A 20,202-nucleotide genomic window follows, 5' to 3' on the forward strand; every position below is an offset into this window, starting at 1 on the left:
GGCTATTGGTCCGAAAAACAGGAAAATAGGAGACTTTTCAATGAATAAGCGGAAAACTTCCCCTTATTTAACCTGAAATGAGGGACTTTCCGTAAATAACCGGAAAAACTCCGCTTATTTTAGTTTCCTGCTTCAATCCTAATAGGAAATTTACTAGCCCCATCATTTTAAAATGAATTGATTTTAAATAATACTAATTGATCGAAACGAAGGCGTCGTATGCAACTGGCAGCTCTCCCTCTCTCTTTCGCTGCAGAGCGAAGCGGGTTCGAAGAAGTAACTCGAAAAAGCTTCGTGCGGGAAAAGCGGGACAGCCGATACACTGCCGGAAATTTATTTGCGACAAACACAAATGAGGCAGGGGTACCGGAGCGGCGAGGAAGATTGGGGACCCGACCGCGAAATGAATCGCCGCAATGGAAATCATTAGTTAGAGAAAACTAAACTTTTACGCCCAACTACGGAGGAAAATATATGATGGAATTAGCAGATGTGCGCAATGCACTCGAAAATACAGCTACAAAACTAGCGGACTTCAGGGGGTCTCTTTGACTTAGAAAACAAAGAGGCACGCATTCAGGAATTAGACGAACTAATGCTTGAGCCGAACTTTTGGAACGACCAGAACGGTGCACAGGCGATCATTAATGAAAGCAACGGCATTAAGGCAGTTGTCAATGAATTCAACGATTTAGTTTCAACACAGGAAAACCTGGAAATGACGCTCGAGCTTTTACGTGAAGAGCCAGACGCAGAATTGCAGGAAGAATTAGGAATGGAATTGGCGGAATTCCAATCAAAAATGGAAGATTTCGAACTGCAAATGCTTTTATCGGAGCCATATGATAAAAACAATGCGATTTTGGAACTGCATCCAGGAGCGGGCGGTACGGAATCCCAAGACTGGGGTTCGATGCTGCTCCGTATGTACACGCGCTGGGCAGAGAAGCGCGGCTTTAAAGTGACGACAATCGACTATTTGCCTGGCGATGAAGCCGGCATTAAATCGGTCACATTACAAATCACAGGGCATAATGCGTACGGTTATTTAAAGGCGGAAAAAGGAGTGCACCGTTTAGTGCGCATTTCGCCGTTCGATTCATCAGGCCGCCGTCATACATCCTTCGTGTCATGTGAAGTAATGCCGGAATTCAACGATGAAATTGAAATTGACATCCGCACAGAGGATTTAAAAGTGGATACGTACCGTGCAACAGGGGCCGGGGGTCAGCATATTAATACGACGGACTCCGCTGTTCGTATTACGCATATTCCAACAGGTGTCGTTGTACAATGCCAGTCAGAGCGTTCGCAAATCAAAAACCGCGATGCTGCGATGAAAATGCTGAAATCGAAGCTATATCAATTGGAAATTGAAAAACAGCAGGCACAGCTGGATGAGATCCGAGGCGAGCAAAAGGAAATTGGCTGGGGTTCGCAAATTCGTTCATATGTATTCCACCCTTATTCAATGGTAAAGGATCACCGTACAAGTGCTGAAACAGGAAATGTCGGCGCCGTGATGGACGGAGATTTGGATGTATTCATTACCGCTTATTTACGGTCAAAAATTTCATATTAATATAATAAGTCGCACCTTAGTTTAAAATGCTAAGGCGCGGCTTTTGTCGTTTAGTGAAATTTAAGCCAAGCAAATTTTTCCACTTGTCAATTTCAAAAAAATATGTGAAAATAAATACGAACAAACGTTCTTGTATTGGAGGTTATTCGTATGTTGCAGATTCCTTCCAGAACGATTCCGTACTATGAGGCAGGCATTTATTTGCCGCTGCTATTAATTATTCTTGAGAAGGATTATTCAATTGTAGAGCAAAGTCCGTTCAAATTTAAAAATCCATATTTGCATTTAATCGATGCGATACGCGCCAAAGTACAGCATGATTTAAAAGAAACGAAGGACTATTTTAAACTTCATCACATGCGCTTAGTGAGAGGCAAAACGGATGATTTGTTTACCGAGTATCAATTTTATTTTGAGGGAATCATGGAGTGCAGGAGATATTCGAATATTCGCCTTCGTAATCAAAGTGAGTTACTTCTTGCTGAATATTTTGAAAAAAACTGATGGCATTATAAAGTGGCATTGCGCTGTAAAAGCAGATGTTTGTAAAACATGGCAGCGCGTACGTATTGTTGATTGAATGATTTCATATGGATAGCTAGGCAAAGTTCGGTGCCATCGATAAAGGTTACGATAGTTTTATCGCCGTTTTCGCTAATATTAATAATGGAGTTTAACGCAATCCATATATTTTGGGATGAATGCGGCGAAAAGAGCGGGAACAAAATACATGGGTCACCGAAATCATATGCCACCATAATCGGCAGTTTATGCTTGCTGTTGCCGAAAAATCGCCTTGCCTGATACTTGCTTGCATCATAGGAGCTGCCATGCAACCGACATGTATCGCGAATAAGCTTTAAAGGCTTGTATGGAGAAGTTGCTTTACCATACTTGTCCAATATCAGTGTATAGATTTTGTCGCGGTGCTCATAGGAACTTAAGCAAAAAGTGGAGTTGGAAATAATATAATTCGAATTTTCCGGGAAGTTGCTAGACATTTTATATCCCCTTTCCTTCTAATTTTTTAAAGTGCTTAAAATTTCACTATACATTTAAATTAATGCATAAAATGGCAAAAATCAACACTATTTTTAGAAAATTCTGTCATATGATAATTTTTCAGAATATATTGCAAATTAAAAGGGTTTTATTTTATAATGGTTAAAAGAGATCGAGGTGATATCGATGGATAAATATTATTCGTATACAGACTTTTTAAAAGCGGTAGGTCAGCAGTCAACTGAAAATCAGGCGGAGAAGTTGTTGAATGAAATTTATTTAGATTTGTTTATTAGTCGATTACAGCGTATGCAGCGTATTGAACAATTAAAAATACTTATCGATACATCGCTAGATCAAAAAAACGAACAAGCATTTGAAAGCTATACAACAGAGTTAAACGAATTAATGGCAATCACCGTTTCATAAACAAAAAAGTCACCTTACTAGGGGTGGCTTTTTTGTATGGGGGAATTTTAAAATAGTCAATGAGCAATTTCCGTATATATTTTTCATAAATATCGCTCTAGAAAAGTTCCGGTGAAATATAGTGCACACGGCTAAAATACAGCAAAAACGGCTTGTTGGCCTCTTGCCCGCATTTTCCTTTCAAAATAAGCATCGCCCTATCCTCGCAAAACTGCTCATAAACTGAAATTCGAATATACGTTCGCAAAAATATCGTAAATTAAAAAAGGGTATGATAAAATAAAGAATAAGAATATCGACAGAAAGGACAAGCTGAACATGACAGAAACTTTTGAAATCCAGTCCGCCTACAGTCCAGCTGGTGATCAGCCGGAAGCGATCAAACAACTCGTCCAAGGCGTGAAAGAAGGAAAACGCCACCAAACATTATTAGGGGCGACAGGTACAGGTAAAACATTTACGATATCGAATGTAATAAAAGAAGTGAATAAGCCGACACTCGTGATGGCTCACAATAAAACACTGGCGGGTCAATTATATAGCGAGTTTAAAGAGTTTTTTCCGGACAATGCTGTTGAGTATTTCGTCAGCTACTATGATTATTTCCAGCCGGAAGCGTATGTACCGCAGACAGATACTTATATCGAAAAGGATTCAAGCATTAATGATGAAATAGACAAGCTGCGCCACTCGGCAACATCGGCTTTATTTGAACGGGAAGATGTTATTATTATCGCCTCCGTATCGTGTATTTACGGTCTCGGTAATCCGGAAGAATATCGCGAAATGGTCGTATCCATTCGCACAGGGATGGAGCTGGAGCGCAATCAGCTATTACGTAAATTAGTCGACATCCAGTATGAGCGCAATGATATAAACTTTACACGCGGTACTTTCAGGGTGCGCGGAGATGTTGTCGAAATTTTCCCGGCATCCCGGGATGAGCATTGTGTTCGGGTTGAATTTTTTGGAGATGAAATTGACCGAATTCGGGAAGTCGATGCATTAACAGGAGAAATTTTAGCGGATCGTCAGCATGTGGCGATTTTCCCGGCATCCCACTTCGTTACCCGTGAAGAAAAGATGAAAATTGCCATTGAAAATATTGAAAAAGAACTGGAGGAGCGCCTTGCAGTATTGCGTTCGGAAGACCGGTTGCTAGAAGCGCAGCGCTTGGAGCAGCGTACAAATTATGATTTGGAAATGATGAAGGAAATGGGCTTTTGCTCAGGGATCGAAAACTATTCGCGCCATCTGACATTGCGTGAAGCAGGGGCGACGCCGTATACATTGCTTGATTATTTCCCGGAGGATTTTTTGCTCGTTGTCGATGAAAGCCATGTTACATTGCCGCAAGTTCGTGGTATGTATAATGGGGATCAGGCGCGTAAAGGGGTATTGGTCGAGCATGGCTTCCGTTTGCCGTCCGCACTCGATAACCGTCCATTGATGTTTGATGAGTTCCAGTCAAAAGTGAGCCAGGCCATTTACGTATCGGCAACACCGGGTCCGTATGAGCTTGAGCATACACCGGAAATGGTCGAGCAAATCATCCGTCCGACAGGGCTGCTTGATCCGACGATTGATGTACGTCCGATTGAAGGGCAAATTGATGATCTGATCGATGAGATCCATGAGCGCATTCGTCGCAATGAGCGAACACTAGTGACAACATTGACGAAAAAGATGTCCGAGGATTTATCGAGCTATTTAAAAGAAATGGGCTTAAAAGTCGAATATTTGCACTCGGAAATTAAGACGCTCGAGCGTATCGAAATTATCCGCGAGCTTCGGAAAGGGACATATGATGTATTGATCGGCATCAACTTATTGCGGGAAGGCCTTGATATTCCGGAAGTATCACTTGTGGCGATTCTGGATGCGGATAAAGAAGGGTTCCTGCGTTCGGAGCGTTCCCTTATCCAAACGATTGGACGTGCAGCGCGTAACTCGAATGGCCAGGTAATTATGTATGCCAATAATATGACGGAATCGATGACAAAGGCGATCGATGAAACGAAGCGACGCCGCGAAATTCAGATGGCTTATAATGAAGAGCATGGCATTACACCACAGACGATTATTAAAAAGATTCCTGATATTATCCGCGCAACACAAGCGGCAGAACAGGAAGAAACATATATTACAAAAGTGACAGGCGGCAAGAAGCTGACGAAAAAAGAGAAGGACAAGCTTGTTGCAACATTACAAGCCGAAATGAAGGAAGCCGCAAAAGGATTGGATTTCGAACGGGCGGCCGAATTGCGTGACATGATATTTGAATTGAAGGCAGAAGGGTGAACAATGTGAAAAATACAGAAATTGTTGTACAAGGTGCACGAGCGCACAATTTAAAAAATATTGATGTCACAATACCAAGAGATAAAATTGTCGTTGTGACAGGTCTTTCGGGTTCGGGAAAGTCTTCATTGGCATTCGATACGATTTATGCAGAAGGGCAGCGGCGTTACGTTGAATCATTGTCCGCTTATGCACGTCAATTTTTAGGGCAAATGGACAAGCCGGATGTCGATACGATTGAGGGGCTTTCACCAGCGATTTCAATCGACCAGAAGACGACGAGCCGCAACCCGCGTTCGACAGTCGGAACAGTTACGGAAATTTATGATTATTTGCGATTGCTTTTTGCACGTATCGGAAAACCGTATTGTCCGACACATGGGATCGAAATTACATCGCAAACAATCGAACAAATGGTGGACCGTTTAATGGAATACCCAGAGCGCACGAAAATGCAGTTGCTTGCACCCGTCATTGAAGGGAAAAAAGGGACACATGTAAAGCTTTTGGAAGACTTGAAAAAGCAAGGCTATGTTCGGATTCGCCTGAATGGGGAACTGCGCGATCTTGATGACAATATCGAGCTTGATAAAAATAAAAAGCATACGATTGAAGTAGTGGTGGACCGTGTTGTATTGAAGGAAGGCATTGAATCGCGATTAAGCGATTCTCTTGAAGCGGCACTGAAAATTGCGGAAGGCCGCGTGCTTGTTGATGTAATGGAACATGAGGAGCTTCTCTTCAGCGAGCATCATGCATGCCCGCATTGCGGATTTTCGATTGGCGAGCTGGAGCCTCGTATGTTTTCGTTTAATAGTCCGTTCGGGGCATGTCCGACATGCGATGGTCTAGGAAGCAAGGCGAAGGCGGACTTGGATTTGGTTATTCACGATTGGAATTTAACATTGCGTGAAAATGCGATTGCGCCATGGGAATCGGTATCATCCAACTATTATCCGCAACTGCTCGCATCTGTGTGCAAGCATTACGATATTTCGATGGATGTCCCTGTAAAAGATATTCCAAAGGCGAAAATGGATAAAATTTTATATGGTTCAGGAAAAGAAAAAATCCATTTTGAATATACGAATGACTATGGCAGTGTGCATAAAAAGAACATTGAATTTGAAGGGGTGCTTCCGAATATTGAGCGCCGATTCAAAGATTCATCATCGGATTATGTGCGCGAATCGATGCAAAAGTATATGACGGAGCAGCCTTGTGCTACTTGTAAAGGCCATCGCCTGAAAAAAGAAACATTGGCGGTCAAAATTAAAGACCAGAATATTTCGGAGGCGACACGCCATTCGATTGAAGAAATGTATGACTTCTTCAGTTCTGTCGAATTAACGGAAAAAGAGCGCCAAATCGCGAATTTAATTATCCGTGAAGTTATAGAACGATTGAAGTTTTTATTGGATGTAGGCTTAAATTATTTAACGCTTGCTCGTGCGGCGGGAACATTATCAGGGGGGGAAGCGCAGCGCATTCGTTTAGCGACGCAGATTGGTTCGCGTTTAACAGGCGTGCTGTATATTTTGGACGAGCCTTCGATTGGGCTGCACCAGCGTGATAATGACCGTTTAATCCATACGCTCGAAAGTATGCGTGATCTGGGCAATACATTAATCATCGTCGAGCATGATGAAGACACGATGATGGCAGCCGATCATTTAATCGATATCGGACCGGGTGCAGGGGTGCACGGCGGGCAAATTATTGCACAAGGGACACCAAAGCAAGTAATGAAAAATAAAGAATCGATCACAGGACAATATTTAAGCGGCAAGAAGTTTATTCCGCTGCCGCTTGAACGGCGCAAATCGGACGGCCGGAAAATTACGATTAAAGGCGCATCCGAAAATAACCTGAAAAATGTCAATGTTGATATTCCGCTTGGTCAATTTATTGCGGTGACAGGGGTTTCAGGCTCCGGGAAATCAACATTAATCAATGAAATTTTATATAAATCACTTGCATCCAAATTAAATCGCGCGAAAGTGAAGCCTGGAGCTCATAAATCGATCGAGGGGTTGGAACAGCTTGAAAAAGTGATCGATGTCGACCAATCTCCAATCGGCCGTACACCGCGTTCAAATCCGGCAACTTACATCGGTGTGTTTGATGATATTCGCGACGTATTTGCGATGACGAACGAGGCGAAAGTGCGCGGTTATAAAAAAGGCCGTTTCTCATTCAATGTAAAAGGCGGACGTTGTGAAGCTTGCCGCGGTGACGGCATTATTAAAATAGAAATGCATTTCCTGCCTGATGTGTATGTGCCGTGTGAAGTATGTCACGGGAAGCGCTACAACCGCGAAACACTTGAAGTGAAATATAAAGAAAAAAACATTGCCGACATTTTAGAGATGACGGTGGAAGACGCATTGGAGTTTTTCGGGAATTTGCCAAAAATTCAACGCAAGCTGCAAACGATTGTCGATGTAGGACTAGGCTATGTGAAGCTAGGCCAGCCTGCGACAACATTATCCGGCGGGGAAGCCCAGCGTGTAAAATTGGCATCTGAATTGCATCGCCGTTCAAACGGCAAGTCGTTTTACATTTTGGATGAGCCGACGACAGGACTGCATGTGGATGATATTTCCCGTTTGCTGCTTGTGTTGCAGCGTTTAGTGGAAAGCGGGGAAACAGTGCTAGTCATTGAGCATAATTTGGATGTGATTAAAACAGCCGATCATATTATCGATTTAGGTCCGGAAGGCGGAGATGGCGGCGGTACAATTTTGGCGACAGGGACACCGGAGAAAATTGCCGAAGTGAAGGAAAGCTATACAGGCCGATACTTAAAACCGATTTTAGAGCGCGACCGTGAGCGTATGGATACAAAGATTACAGCCGCAAAAAATAAATAGATTGAAAAACTAAGAGCGCAAACGAAACTTTTTCTCCTCCCTCCTCGTATAATAACTATATACGAAGAGGGAGGAATTTTTTTATGCAAGAAGAACGTAAACGTATTTTACAATTAGTTGAAAGCGGTACAATTTCAGCAGAAGAAGCGATTGTGCTACTAGAAAAGCTCTCGCCACAAAAGGAATCCACTCCAACAAAAGTAGAGCGAATCGAGCAACCGATTTTAGAAAAAAAACACGAGGAAGAGCCGCATAAGGCAGAACCTATTTTTGAAGAACGAAAAGAACAGCGCAAAACAACAGGATTTGAAGATATTTTCGGCAAGTCGTTTAATGATAAAGAATTCTCGAAAAAGATGGATGAATTTATGGGAGATATAAAGCAGGATTTATCGCAATTCAGCTCACGCATGACGGGGCTGGTAGGTGCAGCGTTAACTAAATTCAAAGACTTGGATATCGAGACGCCATTTGGGGAAAAAGTAGAGTTTACGAAAACTTTTGCATACCCTGCCACTGATATAAAAGGCATTGAGCTCGATGTAGCAAACGGGAAAATTGACGTAGTACGAGCAACAGATGAATTAGTGACAGTGAACGTTTCCGGCAAGGCACCAATGAAAGGCACTCCGGAAGAAACAATTGCGCAAATTACTGAAAACTTGGCAACATTGACAAATGATAAATTATTCATTCAATCATCCAATAAATTTGCACAAGTAAAAGTACAAGTTGCTATTCCAGAAAAGCATTATGATGTATTCATTGCCCGTTTATTAACAGGCAGTGTGTCGATTGAACAAATGGATGCGAAATTAATTAAAGCTCGCACGTATAATGGTGTCGTCCGTTTAGAAAATGCGACTTTCGATCATGCAGAGCTGCAAACGAGCAATGGCGCAGTAGAGGCGCGCCGCATAAAAGGCGATGATTTGGAAGTCGAAACTGCAAATGGCCGTATATATATCGATGGTGATTTGAAAGAAGTGGAAGCCGAATCGATGAATGGACATGTTGTCGTTACAACAACGAGTGCAGAAGCGCATAAAATCAAGGCACGCGCTTTAGCTGGCTCAGTCGAAATCTATGTTCCAAAAACTGTCGCACTGGACGGCCAAATATTCTCAAACTTCGGCAAAGCAGATGTCGGCCTAAGCGATGTGCAGCTTTCTGAAGAAGAGGAGCAATTCCTATTAAAATCTGTGCGCTTCACAAAAGAACTGGAAGATGCCAAACTATTGAAAGTAGTAGGGGAATCCCGCACAGGTACAGTTTTAGTCCGCTATACTTTGCAATAAAAGTAACGAAGTTGAAGGAAAAGGTGCTTGCTTTAAAAAGTAAGCGCCTTTTTATTTGGTGTGCCCGGCATGCACAACAACTTGGTGGTGAAAGTCCACTACAGGCTTGGCAGTAGGAACTGTTAGCGAAAGACAAGGGTGTCCATGGTGACGTGGAATCCGAAGGAAGTCGGACGCAAACTCTCGAACTGACGAACAGAAATCAGATAAAAGGCTGACTTGGGACGGATGAGCTTGCCAAACAAAGCGAAGTCCAATACTGCCCGAATCCCATACAGTAGATCTGGCAGTTACATGAGAGGAAAGTGGTTGTACTTACCCGGGGAGGTCTCTTGAGGGTTATTTAATTAACAATTTGATTAGTGATAGTCAGATGAATCAAGAGAAGTCAGCAGACGCCATAGTAGTTTTCAAATCGAAAATGAAGGGCTGAACAATCTTAAATCTTGAAAGAAAACAAGGAGGTGGAGATATCCCGCCCAAACACGGAAAACATCGAGGTATAGACCGAATAGATGGCTACTTATAAAGGGATAAGCTGGAAGCGAAAGAGTATATAAGAGTGTGTAGGGATATAAACATGGAAATGAAGAAACAAGATGGTATCGAACTAATTGACAGAATTGCATCCCATAGAAACCTATGGAATGCCTATAAGAAAGTAAAAGAAAATGGAGGCGCACCCGGGGTTGACGGGATAACCGTAGAACAACTGAAAGGGCACTTACTAAAGTATGAAGAACCATTAAAACAAAAGCTTAAGGATGGCAGCTACCGACCACAACCTGTGAAACGAGTGGCCATTCCTAAAGCGGATGGTTCTAAAAGATACTTAGGTATCCCATGTGTACTGGACCGAGTGGTTCAACAAGCAATCCTTCAAATTATTAATCCGATCATTGACCCACATTTTTCGGACAAAAGCTTTGGCTTTCGAAAAGGAAGAAGCGCCCATCAGGCGATTCAACTTGCGGAGAACTATTACGAAGCTGGCTATCGCACAGTCGTAGATTGTGATTTGAAAAGCTATTTCGATACAATTCATCATCAACGACTAAGAGCCTATCTTGAAGAATTTATCACAGATAAAACCGTTTTAAAACTCATCTGGAAATTCTTACGTTCAGGCATTTTAGACAAAGATATCTATATTGATAAAACAGAAGGTGCACCTCAAGGTGGTCCATTATCTCCTATTTTAGCAAATGTGTATCTAAATAAGCTAGACCGGGAATTAGAAAAACGAGGGCATCGGTTTGTACGATATGCGGACGATTTTGTCATCTATGTAAAAACGCCACGAGCAGGTGAACGAGTGATGGCAAGTGTTAAGAAATACATCGAAGATGAATTAGGGCTAACGATTAATGAAAAGAAAAGTAAAGTCTGTGGCGCAACCGCTGCCAATTTCTTGGGATTTCATCTTCAAAATCTTATGGGAAAGTTGGATGCCGACCAAGTGCTTCAAGTAAGAAACGATTCAAAGAGAAGTTAAGAAAACTAACAAGCCGTAAAAAAGCAGGTACTTTTAAAGACATTATCGTCAGAATCAATCAAACAACAGTCGGCTGGATTAATTATTATGGAATTGCGAATATGAAAGCATTCATTGTCAGTGTACAAGGGTGGCTAAATCACCGATTACGTCAGTTAATATGGAAGCGATGGAAGAAAGTACGTACAAAATATAAGAAATTACGCCAATATGGAATCGAGCATGAGGAAGCAATGAAAACAGCCAACTCAAGGAAAGGATATTGGCGCATTTCACGAAGTGAAACACTTCATCGTGCCCTAACAAAAGAAAAGCTCACAAAGTGGGGATTGAAAGACCTATCCCAACTTTACGAGCAACGATACTTAAAAGGTTGAACCGCCGTATACGGAACCGTACGTATGGTGGTGTGAGAGGTCGGTTAGCCAATTAATGGCTAACCTCCTACTCGATTTTAGGAAATAACAGATTTTAGCATGGGAGATGACGTTGCAAGAAAGTATTGTCCCTATCCAGGCGAACAGAGCCGATTCTTCGTCCATTAAGCTCCTCCGTGCAAAAGGGGAGTACTGAAATTCTACGGTTATTTAAAATCCGGTTTCATTTTTAATAAAATCCCCTCTCTCGTAGTGGATGCATTTTCTGAGATAGAAATTCAGGCTCTTAATTAAGTGATGAGGATAATAAGCGGAGTTTTTCCGCGTATTTGCGCAATGGGGCTCGTTTTAGGGAGAATAAACGGAGATTTTCCGGTTATCCAAAAGAAAAACCTCCATTTTCATGTTTTTCTGATCAATAGTCGGAATTTCTCCGTCTATATAGGCGTTTTTTTAATCCTTTTATTAAATAAGAGGAATTTTTCCGGCTATTTATAAACGAGAGCCCTAAACTGATCTCTTGACTGGTACTAACTGAACCAACCCCCTTTCAATTTGCGGGAATCCGCCGCTCATTTGCCATCTTGCCGTTTCATTAAAAATATGCCTACATTTACCCGGGGATTTTTGAGCTAGCAAATAAAATAGACAGCCATATTACCTGAAGAAACGTTACCGGTTGATGTGCCAGTAAAAAGCAGTGTCAATTGAAATTGAAGCCATCAATAAAAGCCCTTCCCAAACCTCTGCAAAAAGCCATAACCATTCCTCAACCAAAAGCTTCATTAAAATCCCTCGTATTTCCAACTGTTGAGAAGGGTTTTCAGTCTTTCTGTCGAATATTTAAATTAAGGGAATTCTTTGTTATATTAAAAAAGTTTTATACTATAACAATTACATTACGAAATTATGAAAAAACGGTGAAAACTATAAAAGATCCAATAAAAATTCGTTATCAGCAATATTGCCGCATCGACACTCGTAGAAAGAAAATAAGAGTACACTTACATTGAAAAGAAAATGTAATAAATTTATAGCTTGAAAGTGCTATAATGGTTAAGACTAAAATTAAAATTCTAGACATAGAACTTAGGTGGTTTCGTTAATGATTCAAATGAATAATGTAGTGAAAAAGTATCCTAATGGGGTTGTCGCAACGAACGGGATTACAATTGAAATAAAAAAAGGTGAATTTGTTTATGTAGTAGGACCGAGCGGGGCTGGTAAATCGACATTTATTAAGCTTATGTATCGCGAGGAAAAACCTACTTCGGGTGATGTATTAATCAATGGCATAAATTTGCGTACATTAAAAAATAATCGTGTACCCCATTTGCGCCGCCAGCTTGGTGTTGTATTCCAGGATTTCAAATTGCTGCCGCGTTTAACAGTATATGAAAATGTGGCGTTTGCGATGGAAGTAATCGAGGAGCAGCCGAAAGTGATTCGCAAGCGTGTAATGGAAGTGCTTGAGCTTGTCGGCTTAAAGCATAAAGTGCGCATGTTCCCGAGTGAGCTTTCAGGGGGGGAACAGCAGCGTGTGGCGATTGCCCGATCGATCGTGAATCGCCCTAAAGTGATGATTGCGGATGAGCCTACAGGAAATCTGGACCCTGAAACATCATGGGAAATTATGAATATTTTTGAAGAAATTAATCGCCAAGGCACGACGATTGTAATGGCGACCCATAACCGCGAAATCGTAAATACCGTACGCAGAAGGGTTATTGCGATTGAAGGCGGAATGATTGTCCGTGATGAGTATGGAGGTGATTACGGCTATGAAAGCTAGAACACTTGCACGCCATTTCCGGGAAAGTTTCAAATCATTGGGAAGAAATAGCTGGATGACATTGGCTTCAATCAGTGCAGTAACCGTCACATTATTATTGGTCGGCGTATTTTCGGTAATTATGATGAATTTAAACAAAGTGGCCTCCGATTTAGAAAATGATGTTGAAATCCGTGTCATGATTGAAATTCTTCCGGATGAAGCAGAAGCGAAGTTGGCGGAGGACCAGCTCATCGACGAAATTCATAATTTACCGGATGTTGAAGAAGTTACATATTCTTCTAGAGAAGAAGAGTTAAGCAAATTAATTAAAGACTTTGGAGATGAGTTGAGCTTATATGAGCAAAACAATCCATTGTATAATGTTCTATATGTTAAAGCTGTTGATCCATTGAAAACAGCGGAAGTTGCAAAGCAGATTGATAGCTTTGATCACACACACGAAGTAAAATATGGTGAGGGCAAAATAGAAAAGCTCTTTAACGTTTTGGAAATTGCCCGCAATGTTGGGCTTGTATTAATTTTGGGGCTCTTATTTACTGCAATGTTCCTGATTTCCAATACAATCCGCATTACGATTATTGCGCGTAAAGATGAAATTGAAATTATGAAGCTGGTAGGGGCAACGAATTCCTTCGTGCGCATTCCATTTGTATTGGAAGGTATGTGGCTTGGATTAATTGGTTCGATCATTCCGATTGTTGCCGTTACGATTGCTTATTATAATATTTATGAAATGTTGGCACCACGGTTAAAAGGTGAATTATTCCAGTTGTTAGGAGTGGCTCCACTTATGTACCAAGTGAATGGGCTGATTATATTCATCGGCATGTTCATCGGCGTTTGGGGAAGCTTCATGTCTGTGCGTAAATTTTTAAAAGTGTGACACGACCAAAACTGTTGTACGATAGCGCTGGCGATACATCGAAAGAGAGACGAAAACTTAGCGGCTATCATTCATGCAATTAGGGGGAAAATAGGTTTTGAAAAAGCTAACGACGCGTTCATTTAAAATCATTGCTGTATTGCTTACTCTTGTATTATTTATTCAAATACCGGCAGCATATGCAGCATCATTGAGTGAACTGAAAAAAGAGCGCAGCCAGCTGGATGCAGAAAAGAAAATGCTCAACAGATCGCTCGAACAAAAAGCAAATGAAATTCAGACAAATCAAAATAGACAGCAGAAAATTATCTCGCAATTGGAAGATATCGGAGCAAAAATCAATAAAACAAACAAAGAAATTGCGCTTGTGGAAATAGATATTGAAATCGCCAATCAGGAAATCTCGCTTTTGGAAAAAGACATAGAAGAATTGCAAAATAAAATTGATAAGCGTGATGAATTATTACGCGAACGCGCGCGTGCGATCCAAACAGGCGGCACAGTAAGCTATTTGGACGTATTGCTCGGCGCAAATAGCTTCGTGGATTTTATCGACCGATTTTCCGCAGTAAGTACGCTAATGGATGCAGACCGCCAAATTATGCGTGAACAGAAGGAAGACCAGGAAAAGCTTGAAGTTCAAAAATTGGAATTGCTGAAGAAAAAGGAAAATCTAGAAGCAAACAAAGCGCAGAAACAAAAATTGATGGCATCGTTAAAGCAGCAAAAGAAAGAAAAAGATCAATTAGTGGACGAGCTTGAAAAAGAAGAGGCAAAATTACGTGCTCAAAAAACGGATTTACAGGAAGAGTACGATGATAAAGTAGAGTTAAGTAAAGAATTAGAGGAAAAAGTACTTGCAGAACAACGTCGCTTAGCGGAAATTGCCCGCCAAAGAGAGCTGGAAGCCGCTAAAAATAAAAATAAAGGCAATGTTTCAAGCTCTGGCAACTTGCCGAATGTTGCGGCAGGTACATGGACAAGACCAGCAGCAGGGCGATTCACTTCCGGGTTTGGTCCGCGTAATATCGGACCAATCGGGAGCAAGTACCATTTAGGGATCGATATTGCGAACTCGATTGGGACACCAGTCGTTGCGGCGGCTGACGGGGTTGTTTCCTATGCGGGAACGATGAATGGCTATGGCAATGTAGTGATGGTAACGCACTCGATTGAAGGGCAAATTTTCACGACAGCATATGCCCACTTAAGCGGCTTTAACTCAAGTGTGGGTGATGTCGTTTCAAAAGGCCAGCAAATCGCGCGCATGGGGAATTCCGGTAATTCGACAGGACCCCATCTGCATTTCGAAATCCATGTTGGTGAATGGAATGGAAGCCGTTCAAATGCAGTAAACCCATTACGCTATATTTCGTTATAATCATAATAAAAGGCAAAACTTTAACAAATAAAGTTTTGCCTTTTAATTTCTTTATTCGGATTTTCCGACACTAGCTGAAAGAAGTTGAGGCCTCAGCGGATGCCGCGCATTCGGCAGGAAGTTCTATGCGCCGGCGAAAAGCCGTATCTTGATGCAATTACGCCAATTTGAGATTGATTTTTCGAATAAATTTCACAAAGGTATGATAATGTACTAATAGGAAGAATAGGGGGGTGAGGTTGATGAAAAAAAATATAGGAATCGCAATCATTTTAGTATTGGTCATCACAATGCTAGTCACATACATAAAGAAAGAAATGGATCAAACTGCAGCAATCAGCAAAGAGGCATTAGGAACCGAAATTGAATTGGATGGGGAGGTCGGTCTTGAAAAAGGTCAATTTGCGCCGGATTTCACATTATATAATATGGAAGGGAAACCACTGACGCTATCGGATTTGCGCGGAAAACGTGTTGTATTGAATTTTTGGGCAACTTGGTGTCCGCCTTGCGAAGCGGAAATGCCGCATATGCAGAAATACTATGATAAATATCGTAAAAAAGATAATGTGGAAATTGTCGGTGTCAATTTAACATATGAGAAGGAAAAGGTTGAGCGTGTCGAGCAGTTTTTGAAAAGCTATGATATTACATTCCCGGTCGTATTGGAAATAGACGGGTCGGTTTCCTATCAATATGAAATAATGACGATCCCATCGACATATATGATAGATACAGAAGGCAAAATTCAGAAGAAAATTGTAGGGCCGCTTGATTTGGATGCATTGCGGGAAAATGTGATGCAATTAAATTAATTCACGTTTCATTCGACTTTGTAAGTATGAAACTTTCTTCCGCTTCATAAATTTTATGGAACGGAGGAGAGTTCGTGCGGAAAAGTCGGATTTTTTTATTGGTTATTTTATTGCTGTGTATTAGTGCGGGTGTTTATGGTGCTGTGAAAATGCAGGCAGAGCCTAAAAATGAACAAGCGGATTTTGCGGTTGTCAATGAGCTGCATCAGTTGATAACGAAAGAATCGGTTTACGATGTTGATTCTGAAAAATTGGTGGAAGGCGCACTCCGCGGAATGGCCAACGCAATCAATGACCCATACAGTACGTATTATTCAGAGCAAGAGGCGGCATTACATAAGCAGACGCTCGCAAGTGAACGCATTGGCATTGGCTTGGAACTGTCAGAGGTGAATGGGAAATTCATCGTCATCGCCCCGATAAAAGCTTCACCTGCAGAGAAAGCCGGTATTCGGCCATTGGATGAGCTTGTGCAAATTAATGAAGTGCGGCTCGAAGGAAAAACGATGGGGGAAGTCCGAAAGCTTATGAGCGGAAAGGAGGGGGAGAGTGTCGAGCTTGTTTTATATCGACCAGAGCTTGAACAACATGTAAAGCTTGCTGTCAAAAGGGAGCGCCTGAAAAATGAAACCGTGCACGCGGAAGTGATTGAAGTAGAGAAAACGAAAATCGGGTATGTCATCGTTACAATGTTTGCCGAAAAAACGGCTGAGGAATGGAAAACGGCGCTTGACAAGCTAATGGAGCAAAAGGTGGAAGGACTAATCATCGATGTACGGGACAATCCGGGCGGCTATTTACATAGTGTTGCACAAATGATGAGCATGTTTGAGCAGAAGGAAACAATTTTTGCCCATATGCAAAACCATGATGGTGTAACAGAGCCGCTGAAAACAAAGGTAATGGAACAATTCGAACCGCATGCTAAATGGCTGCGCAATATACCGGTAACGATTTTGCAAAATGAAGGAAGCGCTTCGGCAAGTGAAGTATTTGCGGGCGCCTTACAGGATTGGAAGCGTGCTGTTCTTGTCGGGGTAACGAGTTTTGGAAAAGGGACTGTTCAGCAAACATGGGATCTTCAAAATGGCGGGGAGCTGAAATTATCGACGAATAAATGGCTCACACCTTCTAAACGATGGATTCATGAAGTAGGGATTGAACCGGATATTGAAGTGACCCAGCATCCGCTTTACCGAGTAGAGACGAAAATATTGAAGGGCCGCTATGAGGTAGGGGAATACAGTGAAGAAATTGCCTACAGCCAACGAATTTTAAGTGAATTGGGCTATACGATCAGTCGCACGGACGGCTTTTATGATATGGATACAGCACAGGAAGTTGCGAGCTTTAGACGTAAACATGATTTAGCGGAAGGGCGCTATATGGATGAAGTTTTCTTTAATGAGTTAACGAAGCAGCTTCAAACATTCAAACAATCGAAAGTGAATGATATGCAGCTGCAGATGGCGATTAGTTTTGTGCTCCACCAGCTTGAATAAAGGATTTTATATTCACTCCGCTCCACCGGCGATATAAGTAATCGACAGAGACTGCAAAAAACAGGCGATCTAATAGGCGATCTTGAATGCTGCTTGCTTTCGGGATCGTCTTAAATTCATTCTTGGTATAAATGGGACTACGCATTGCTTAAAGGATTTGATACAATTAATCGTACGGTAGGTGAGAATATGGATGGAACAATTTTGATAGAAATTTTGAAAGGGATTGGCCGATTTTTTTTAAATCCTTTGTTGTATGTCGCCATAATTTCCGCAATTTATCTAGGGTATCGACGAGTGAAGCGCGAGCGAAAATTTTTTAATAGGCGTATTTTAGGCGGCTGGTCAGAGCTTAAAAATATGCTTGCTATGGGATTTGTGCTATCAGTCATTATTTCCTTGTTTAGCCTTGTCATCGGCTTGACGGTTACACTCGAATTATTAACGGTCGTATTTCTAGTAAGTTTGGTTGCATTATTGATCTATACGTATCATTTATTGTCGCCCGCCATTGTAATGGCTGTTGCCTTTTGCGCAATTGTTTGGATGCAGTGGCAGGACTGGTCGTATTCCATTGGCAGCATTGAATTATCAGGTGCCAATGTAGTGGATGGTTTAGTTATTACAATACCGGTGCTGACAGGTCTTTTGCTGATGGCGGAAGGGATATTGATACGCCGTTATGGTGGACGTTTTGCCTCGCCCATCGTTGAGACGACAAAGCGCGGGCTAAATGGGATAGGCTATTATAGTAAACAGCTTTGGGTGTTGCCTGTGTTTACGATTATCCCGGGTGAGGGTATTCAAAGTTTTGCCCCATATTGGCCGCAATTTACGATTGGCGCGGAACAGTTTTCACTCATTGTTTTCCCGTTTATCATCGGTTTCCAGCAGATGGTGCGTCAAAAACTGCCTGTAAAAGTTTATCCGAAAATGGGGCGCAACATAATTTTTGTAGGCGAATTAGTGTTGATCGTCGGGTTGACTGCATACTTTCTGCCTGTGCTCGGTGCCGCAGCTTTAGCTTTAGGGGCGATTTCACGCACGATTATCGGCATTTATTATAGCCGCTCAGAAGATCGCAATAGCTATGCTGTCATCCGAAGCGAAAAAGGCATTATGATAGCCGGTGTTCTGCCAGATTCGCCGGCAGCAAAAATGGGCCTAGTCGCAGGCGAAGTTATTAAACGTGTAAATGGACAAGATGTATTTACGGAAGAAGAGCTTTACAAAGCACTGCAAATCAATGCGGCACATTGTCGTTTGGAAGTGCTGGATCATGCAGGGGAAATACGTTTAACACAGCATGTCGTCCATCGCGATGATAACTATAAAATCGGTTTATTAGTTGTCAATTAAGCTTCCTTTGGTGGTTAAGGAAATTCAATCTTTCCAATAATTGATATAAAAAGGCAATTTAGCGCTTTTTACCTGCGCAAAAGTTGTTTTTCGAAAAGAATCTCGTATTGGCGGGGGCGCTGAAAAACTTACACTTTTCTGATGAATTAGTTTTTCAAACAAAAATAAGGCACTTTCTATTCGTTTCGGAATGGAAAGTGCCTGTTTTCTTTACCTATTTCCTACTCTTTTTCGTTTAACAGTTTTAATATTCGTTTGAGATTCACTGCGAATATCGTTGTGGCCCCTTGAATTTCCATGCTAAATAAACCCGCCGATTTCGCTGTTTTAAAGCCATGGGAGTGCTTTAATTCACTATTTTTCGCTTCAATTTTATACTGGTTTTTAGCGAGCTCTTTAAATTCGGCTGTTTCCTGGAAGGCTGCCATTGGTGATTACTGGATTTAATTTTGAAATGAGGTGAAGCCCTTCCGCTTTCGCATAATTTAAAATTACTTTTCCAGAATAGGCTGTATCACCAATCACCTTATCAAACTCCATGCTCGTTTCTCTACTTTTTTCAATTAGTTCTCGAAGGTAGTTCTCATCGCTTTTTTCGCCTGTCGTCACAACCGCCGTAATGGAAATCAGCGGCATCGGCATCGAAGAAAAAGAGAGTACAGGAAACGAAAATTCGTTCCTGTACTCTCTCACTTGTGCCTGAGGGACTTTTCCAGTGCCCTCGGAAATCCAGATGTATTTTAAGCGAAGCGGCAAGATGATGAAGTAGAGGCTGAATCCGGCAACTGGGATGAAGAGAGGACCGCTATTAACGGTTAACGGTTGGGAGGTCGTTCCGTTTAAGTACCTCTTTAATAAATAGACGGAAAAATTCCGCCTATTTAAAAAATACAATCAAAAATGCCCTAAATAGAAGGAGAAATTCCGCCTATTGACGCGAAAAATAAGAAAATGAAGGATTTTCCTTTGGATAACCGGAAAATCTCCGCTTATTCCCCTCGAAATAGGCCCACTTGCGCAAATAAGCGGAAAATTGAGACTGTCGATTAAGTTATATTTTCTTTTGGTCCTAACCCATTTTTTTCACACATTTTGTGGTAATTAAGTTTT

At 41.7% G+C, this 20,202-nt stretch carries 15 protein-coding genes and 1 pseudogene; 14 read left to right on the plus strand and 2 right to left on the minus strand.

The annotated features are described in order from the left end of the window. Window positions 1-477: 477 nt before the first annotated feature. Both prfB and ACTHOQ_RS13200 read left to right on the plus strand, forming a co-directional pair. A protein-coding gene (prfB, locus tag ACTHOQ_RS13195; RefSeq protein WP_440496628.1) for a peptide chain release factor 2 occupies window positions 478-1,582 on the plus strand; the annotation gives its coding sequence in 2 pieces (ribosomal slippage) (window positions 478-549 and window positions 551-1,582; 1,104 coding nt in all). Window positions 1,583-1,732: 150 nt separating this feature from the next. Next, window positions 1,733-2,086 carry a YhjD family protein gene (locus tag ACTHOQ_RS13200; protein ID WP_440496614.1) on the plus strand — a complete coding sequence of 118 codons (354 nt, stop codon included), beginning with the start codon at window positions 1,733-1,735 and terminating at the stop codon, window positions 2,084-2,086. 5 nt (window positions 2,087-2,091) lie between these two features. Here the strand turns inward: ACTHOQ_RS13200 and ACTHOQ_RS13205 are convergent, their stop codons facing one another. Beyond that, complete coding sequence (locus ACTHOQ_RS13205) at window positions 2,092-2,583, minus strand: competence protein ComK (protein WP_440496615.1); 492 nt, start codon at window positions 2,581-2,583, stop codon at window positions 2,092-2,094. Window positions 2,584-2,770: 187 nt separating this feature from the next. On the opposite strand from ACTHOQ_RS13205, the gene ACTHOQ_RS13210 reads away from it, so the two are divergent. From ACTHOQ_RS13210 to ACTHOQ_RS13265, 12 genes are all read left to right on the plus strand, one after another. After that, a complete protein-coding gene (locus ACTHOQ_RS13210) occupies window positions 2,771-3,013 on the plus strand; it encodes an IDEAL domain-containing protein (RefSeq protein ID WP_440496616.1) in 243 nt (80 codons plus the stop codon). A gap of 318 nt (window positions 3,014-3,331) precedes the next feature. Beyond that, complete coding sequence (uvrB, locus tag ACTHOQ_RS13215; protein ID WP_440496617.1) at window positions 3,332-5,314, plus strand: excinuclease ABC subunit UvrB; 1,983 nt, start codon at window positions 3,332-3,334, stop codon at window positions 5,312-5,314. Between the two features lie 5 nt (window positions 5,315-5,319). Next, window positions 5,320-8,187, plus strand: a complete 2,868-nt coding sequence (uvrA, locus tag ACTHOQ_RS13220) for an excinuclease ABC subunit UvrA (RefSeq protein WP_440496618.1) — start codon at window positions 5,320-5,322, stop codon at window positions 8,185-8,187. Window positions 8,188-8,270: 83 nt separating this feature from the next. After that, entirely contained in the window at window positions 8,271-9,485 is a 1,215-nt protein-coding gene (locus ACTHOQ_RS13225) for a DUF4097 family beta strand repeat-containing protein (RefSeq protein ID WP_440496619.1), read from the plus strand. Window positions 9,486-10,065: 580 nt separating this feature from the next. Next, on the plus strand, window positions 10,066-10,980 hold the full coding sequence (gene ltrA / locus ACTHOQ_RS13230; protein WP_440496620.1) for a group II intron reverse transcriptase/maturase: 915 nt from the start codon (window positions 10,066-10,068) through the stop codon (window positions 10,978-10,980). Next, window positions 10,902-11,357, plus strand: a complete 456-nt coding sequence (locus tag ACTHOQ_RS13235; RefSeq protein WP_440496629.1) for a group II intron maturase-specific domain-containing protein — start codon at window positions 10,902-10,904, stop codon at window positions 11,355-11,357. Before ltrA ends, ACTHOQ_RS13235 begins: the two co-directional genes overlap by 79 nt. A 1,105-nt stretch (window positions 11,358-12,462) precedes the next feature. Beyond that, window positions 12,463-13,149 carry a cell division ATP-binding protein FtsE gene (gene ftsE, locus ACTHOQ_RS13240; RefSeq protein WP_440496621.1) on the plus strand — a complete coding sequence of 229 codons (687 nt, stop codon included), beginning with the start codon at window positions 12,463-12,465 and terminating at the stop codon, window positions 13,147-13,149. Then, on the plus strand, window positions 13,139-14,035 hold the full coding sequence (ftsX, locus tag ACTHOQ_RS13245; protein WP_440496622.1) for a permease-like cell division protein FtsX: 897 nt from the start codon (window positions 13,139-13,141) through the stop codon (window positions 14,033-14,035). The genes ftsE and ftsX overlap by 11 nt, the downstream gene beginning before the upstream one ends. 97 nt (window positions 14,036-14,132) lie before the next feature. Further along, on the plus strand, window positions 14,133-15,416 hold the full coding sequence (locus tag ACTHOQ_RS13250) for a murein hydrolase activator EnvC family protein (protein WP_440496623.1): 1,284 nt from the start codon (window positions 14,133-14,135) through the stop codon (window positions 15,414-15,416). 242 nt (window positions 15,417-15,658) lie between these two features. Beyond that, entirely contained in the window at window positions 15,659-16,231 is a 573-nt protein-coding gene (locus ACTHOQ_RS13255) for a peroxiredoxin family protein (RefSeq protein WP_440496624.1), read from the plus strand. A 74-nt stretch (window positions 16,232-16,305) separates the two neighbouring features. Then, window positions 16,306-17,733 carry a S41 family peptidase gene (locus tag ACTHOQ_RS13260; RefSeq protein ID WP_440496625.1) on the plus strand — a complete coding sequence of 476 codons (1,428 nt, stop codon included), beginning with the start codon at window positions 16,306-16,308 and terminating at the stop codon, window positions 17,731-17,733. A 144-nt stretch (window positions 17,734-17,877) separates the two neighbouring features. Then, window positions 17,878-19,092: a PDZ domain-containing protein gene (locus ACTHOQ_RS13265; protein ID WP_440496626.1), complete on the plus strand. Its 1,215-nt coding sequence runs from the start codon at window positions 17,878-17,880 to the stop codon at window positions 19,090-19,092. A gap of 221 nt (window positions 19,093-19,313) precedes the next feature. On the opposite strand, the pseudogene ACTHOQ_RS13270 reads toward ACTHOQ_RS13265, so the two are convergent. Further along, a pseudogene (locus tag ACTHOQ_RS13270) lies at window positions 19,314-19,719 on the minus strand (transposase); the annotation flags it as partial. Window positions 19,720-20,202: the final 483 nt, after the last annotated feature.

The sequence above is a fragment of the Solibacillus silvestris genome (assembly GCF_051967575.1).
GTDB classification, from domain to species: Bacteria; Bacillota; Bacilli; order Bacillales_A; family Planococcaceae; genus Solibacillus; species Solibacillus silvestris_B.

Coding starts and splice junctions, on each gene's coding strand:
- uvrB (WP_440496617.1), top strand. CDS start 3,332: ATGACAGAAACTTTTGAAATCCAGTCCGCCTACAGTCCAGCTGGTGAT.
- ltrA (WP_440496620.1), top strand. CDS start 10,066: ATGGAAATGAAGAAACAAGATGGTATCGAACTAATTGACAGAATTGCA.
- ftsX (WP_440496622.1), top strand. CDS start 13,139: ATGAAAGCTAGAACACTTGCACGCCATTTCCGGGAAAGTTTCAAATCA.
- ACTHOQ_RS13255 (WP_440496624.1), top strand. CDS start 15,659: ATGAAAAAAAATATAGGAATCGCAATCATTTTAGTATTGGTCATCACA.
- ACTHOQ_RS13205 (WP_440496615.1), bottom strand. CDS start 2,583: ATGTCTAGCAACTTCCCGGAAAATTCGAATTATATTATTTCCAACTCC.
- ftsE (WP_440496621.1), top strand. CDS start 12,463: ATGATTCAAATGAATAATGTAGTGAAAAAGTATCCTAATGGGGTTGTC.
- ACTHOQ_RS13200 (WP_440496614.1), top strand. CDS start 1,733: ATGTTGCAGATTCCTTCCAGAACGATTCCGTACTATGAGGCAGGCATT.
- ACTHOQ_RS13210 (WP_440496616.1), top strand. CDS start 2,771: ATGGATAAATATTATTCGTATACAGACTTTTTAAAAGCGGTAGGTCAG.
- ACTHOQ_RS13225 (WP_440496619.1), top strand. CDS start 8,271: ATGCAAGAAGAACGTAAACGTATTTTACAATTAGTTGAAAGCGGTACA.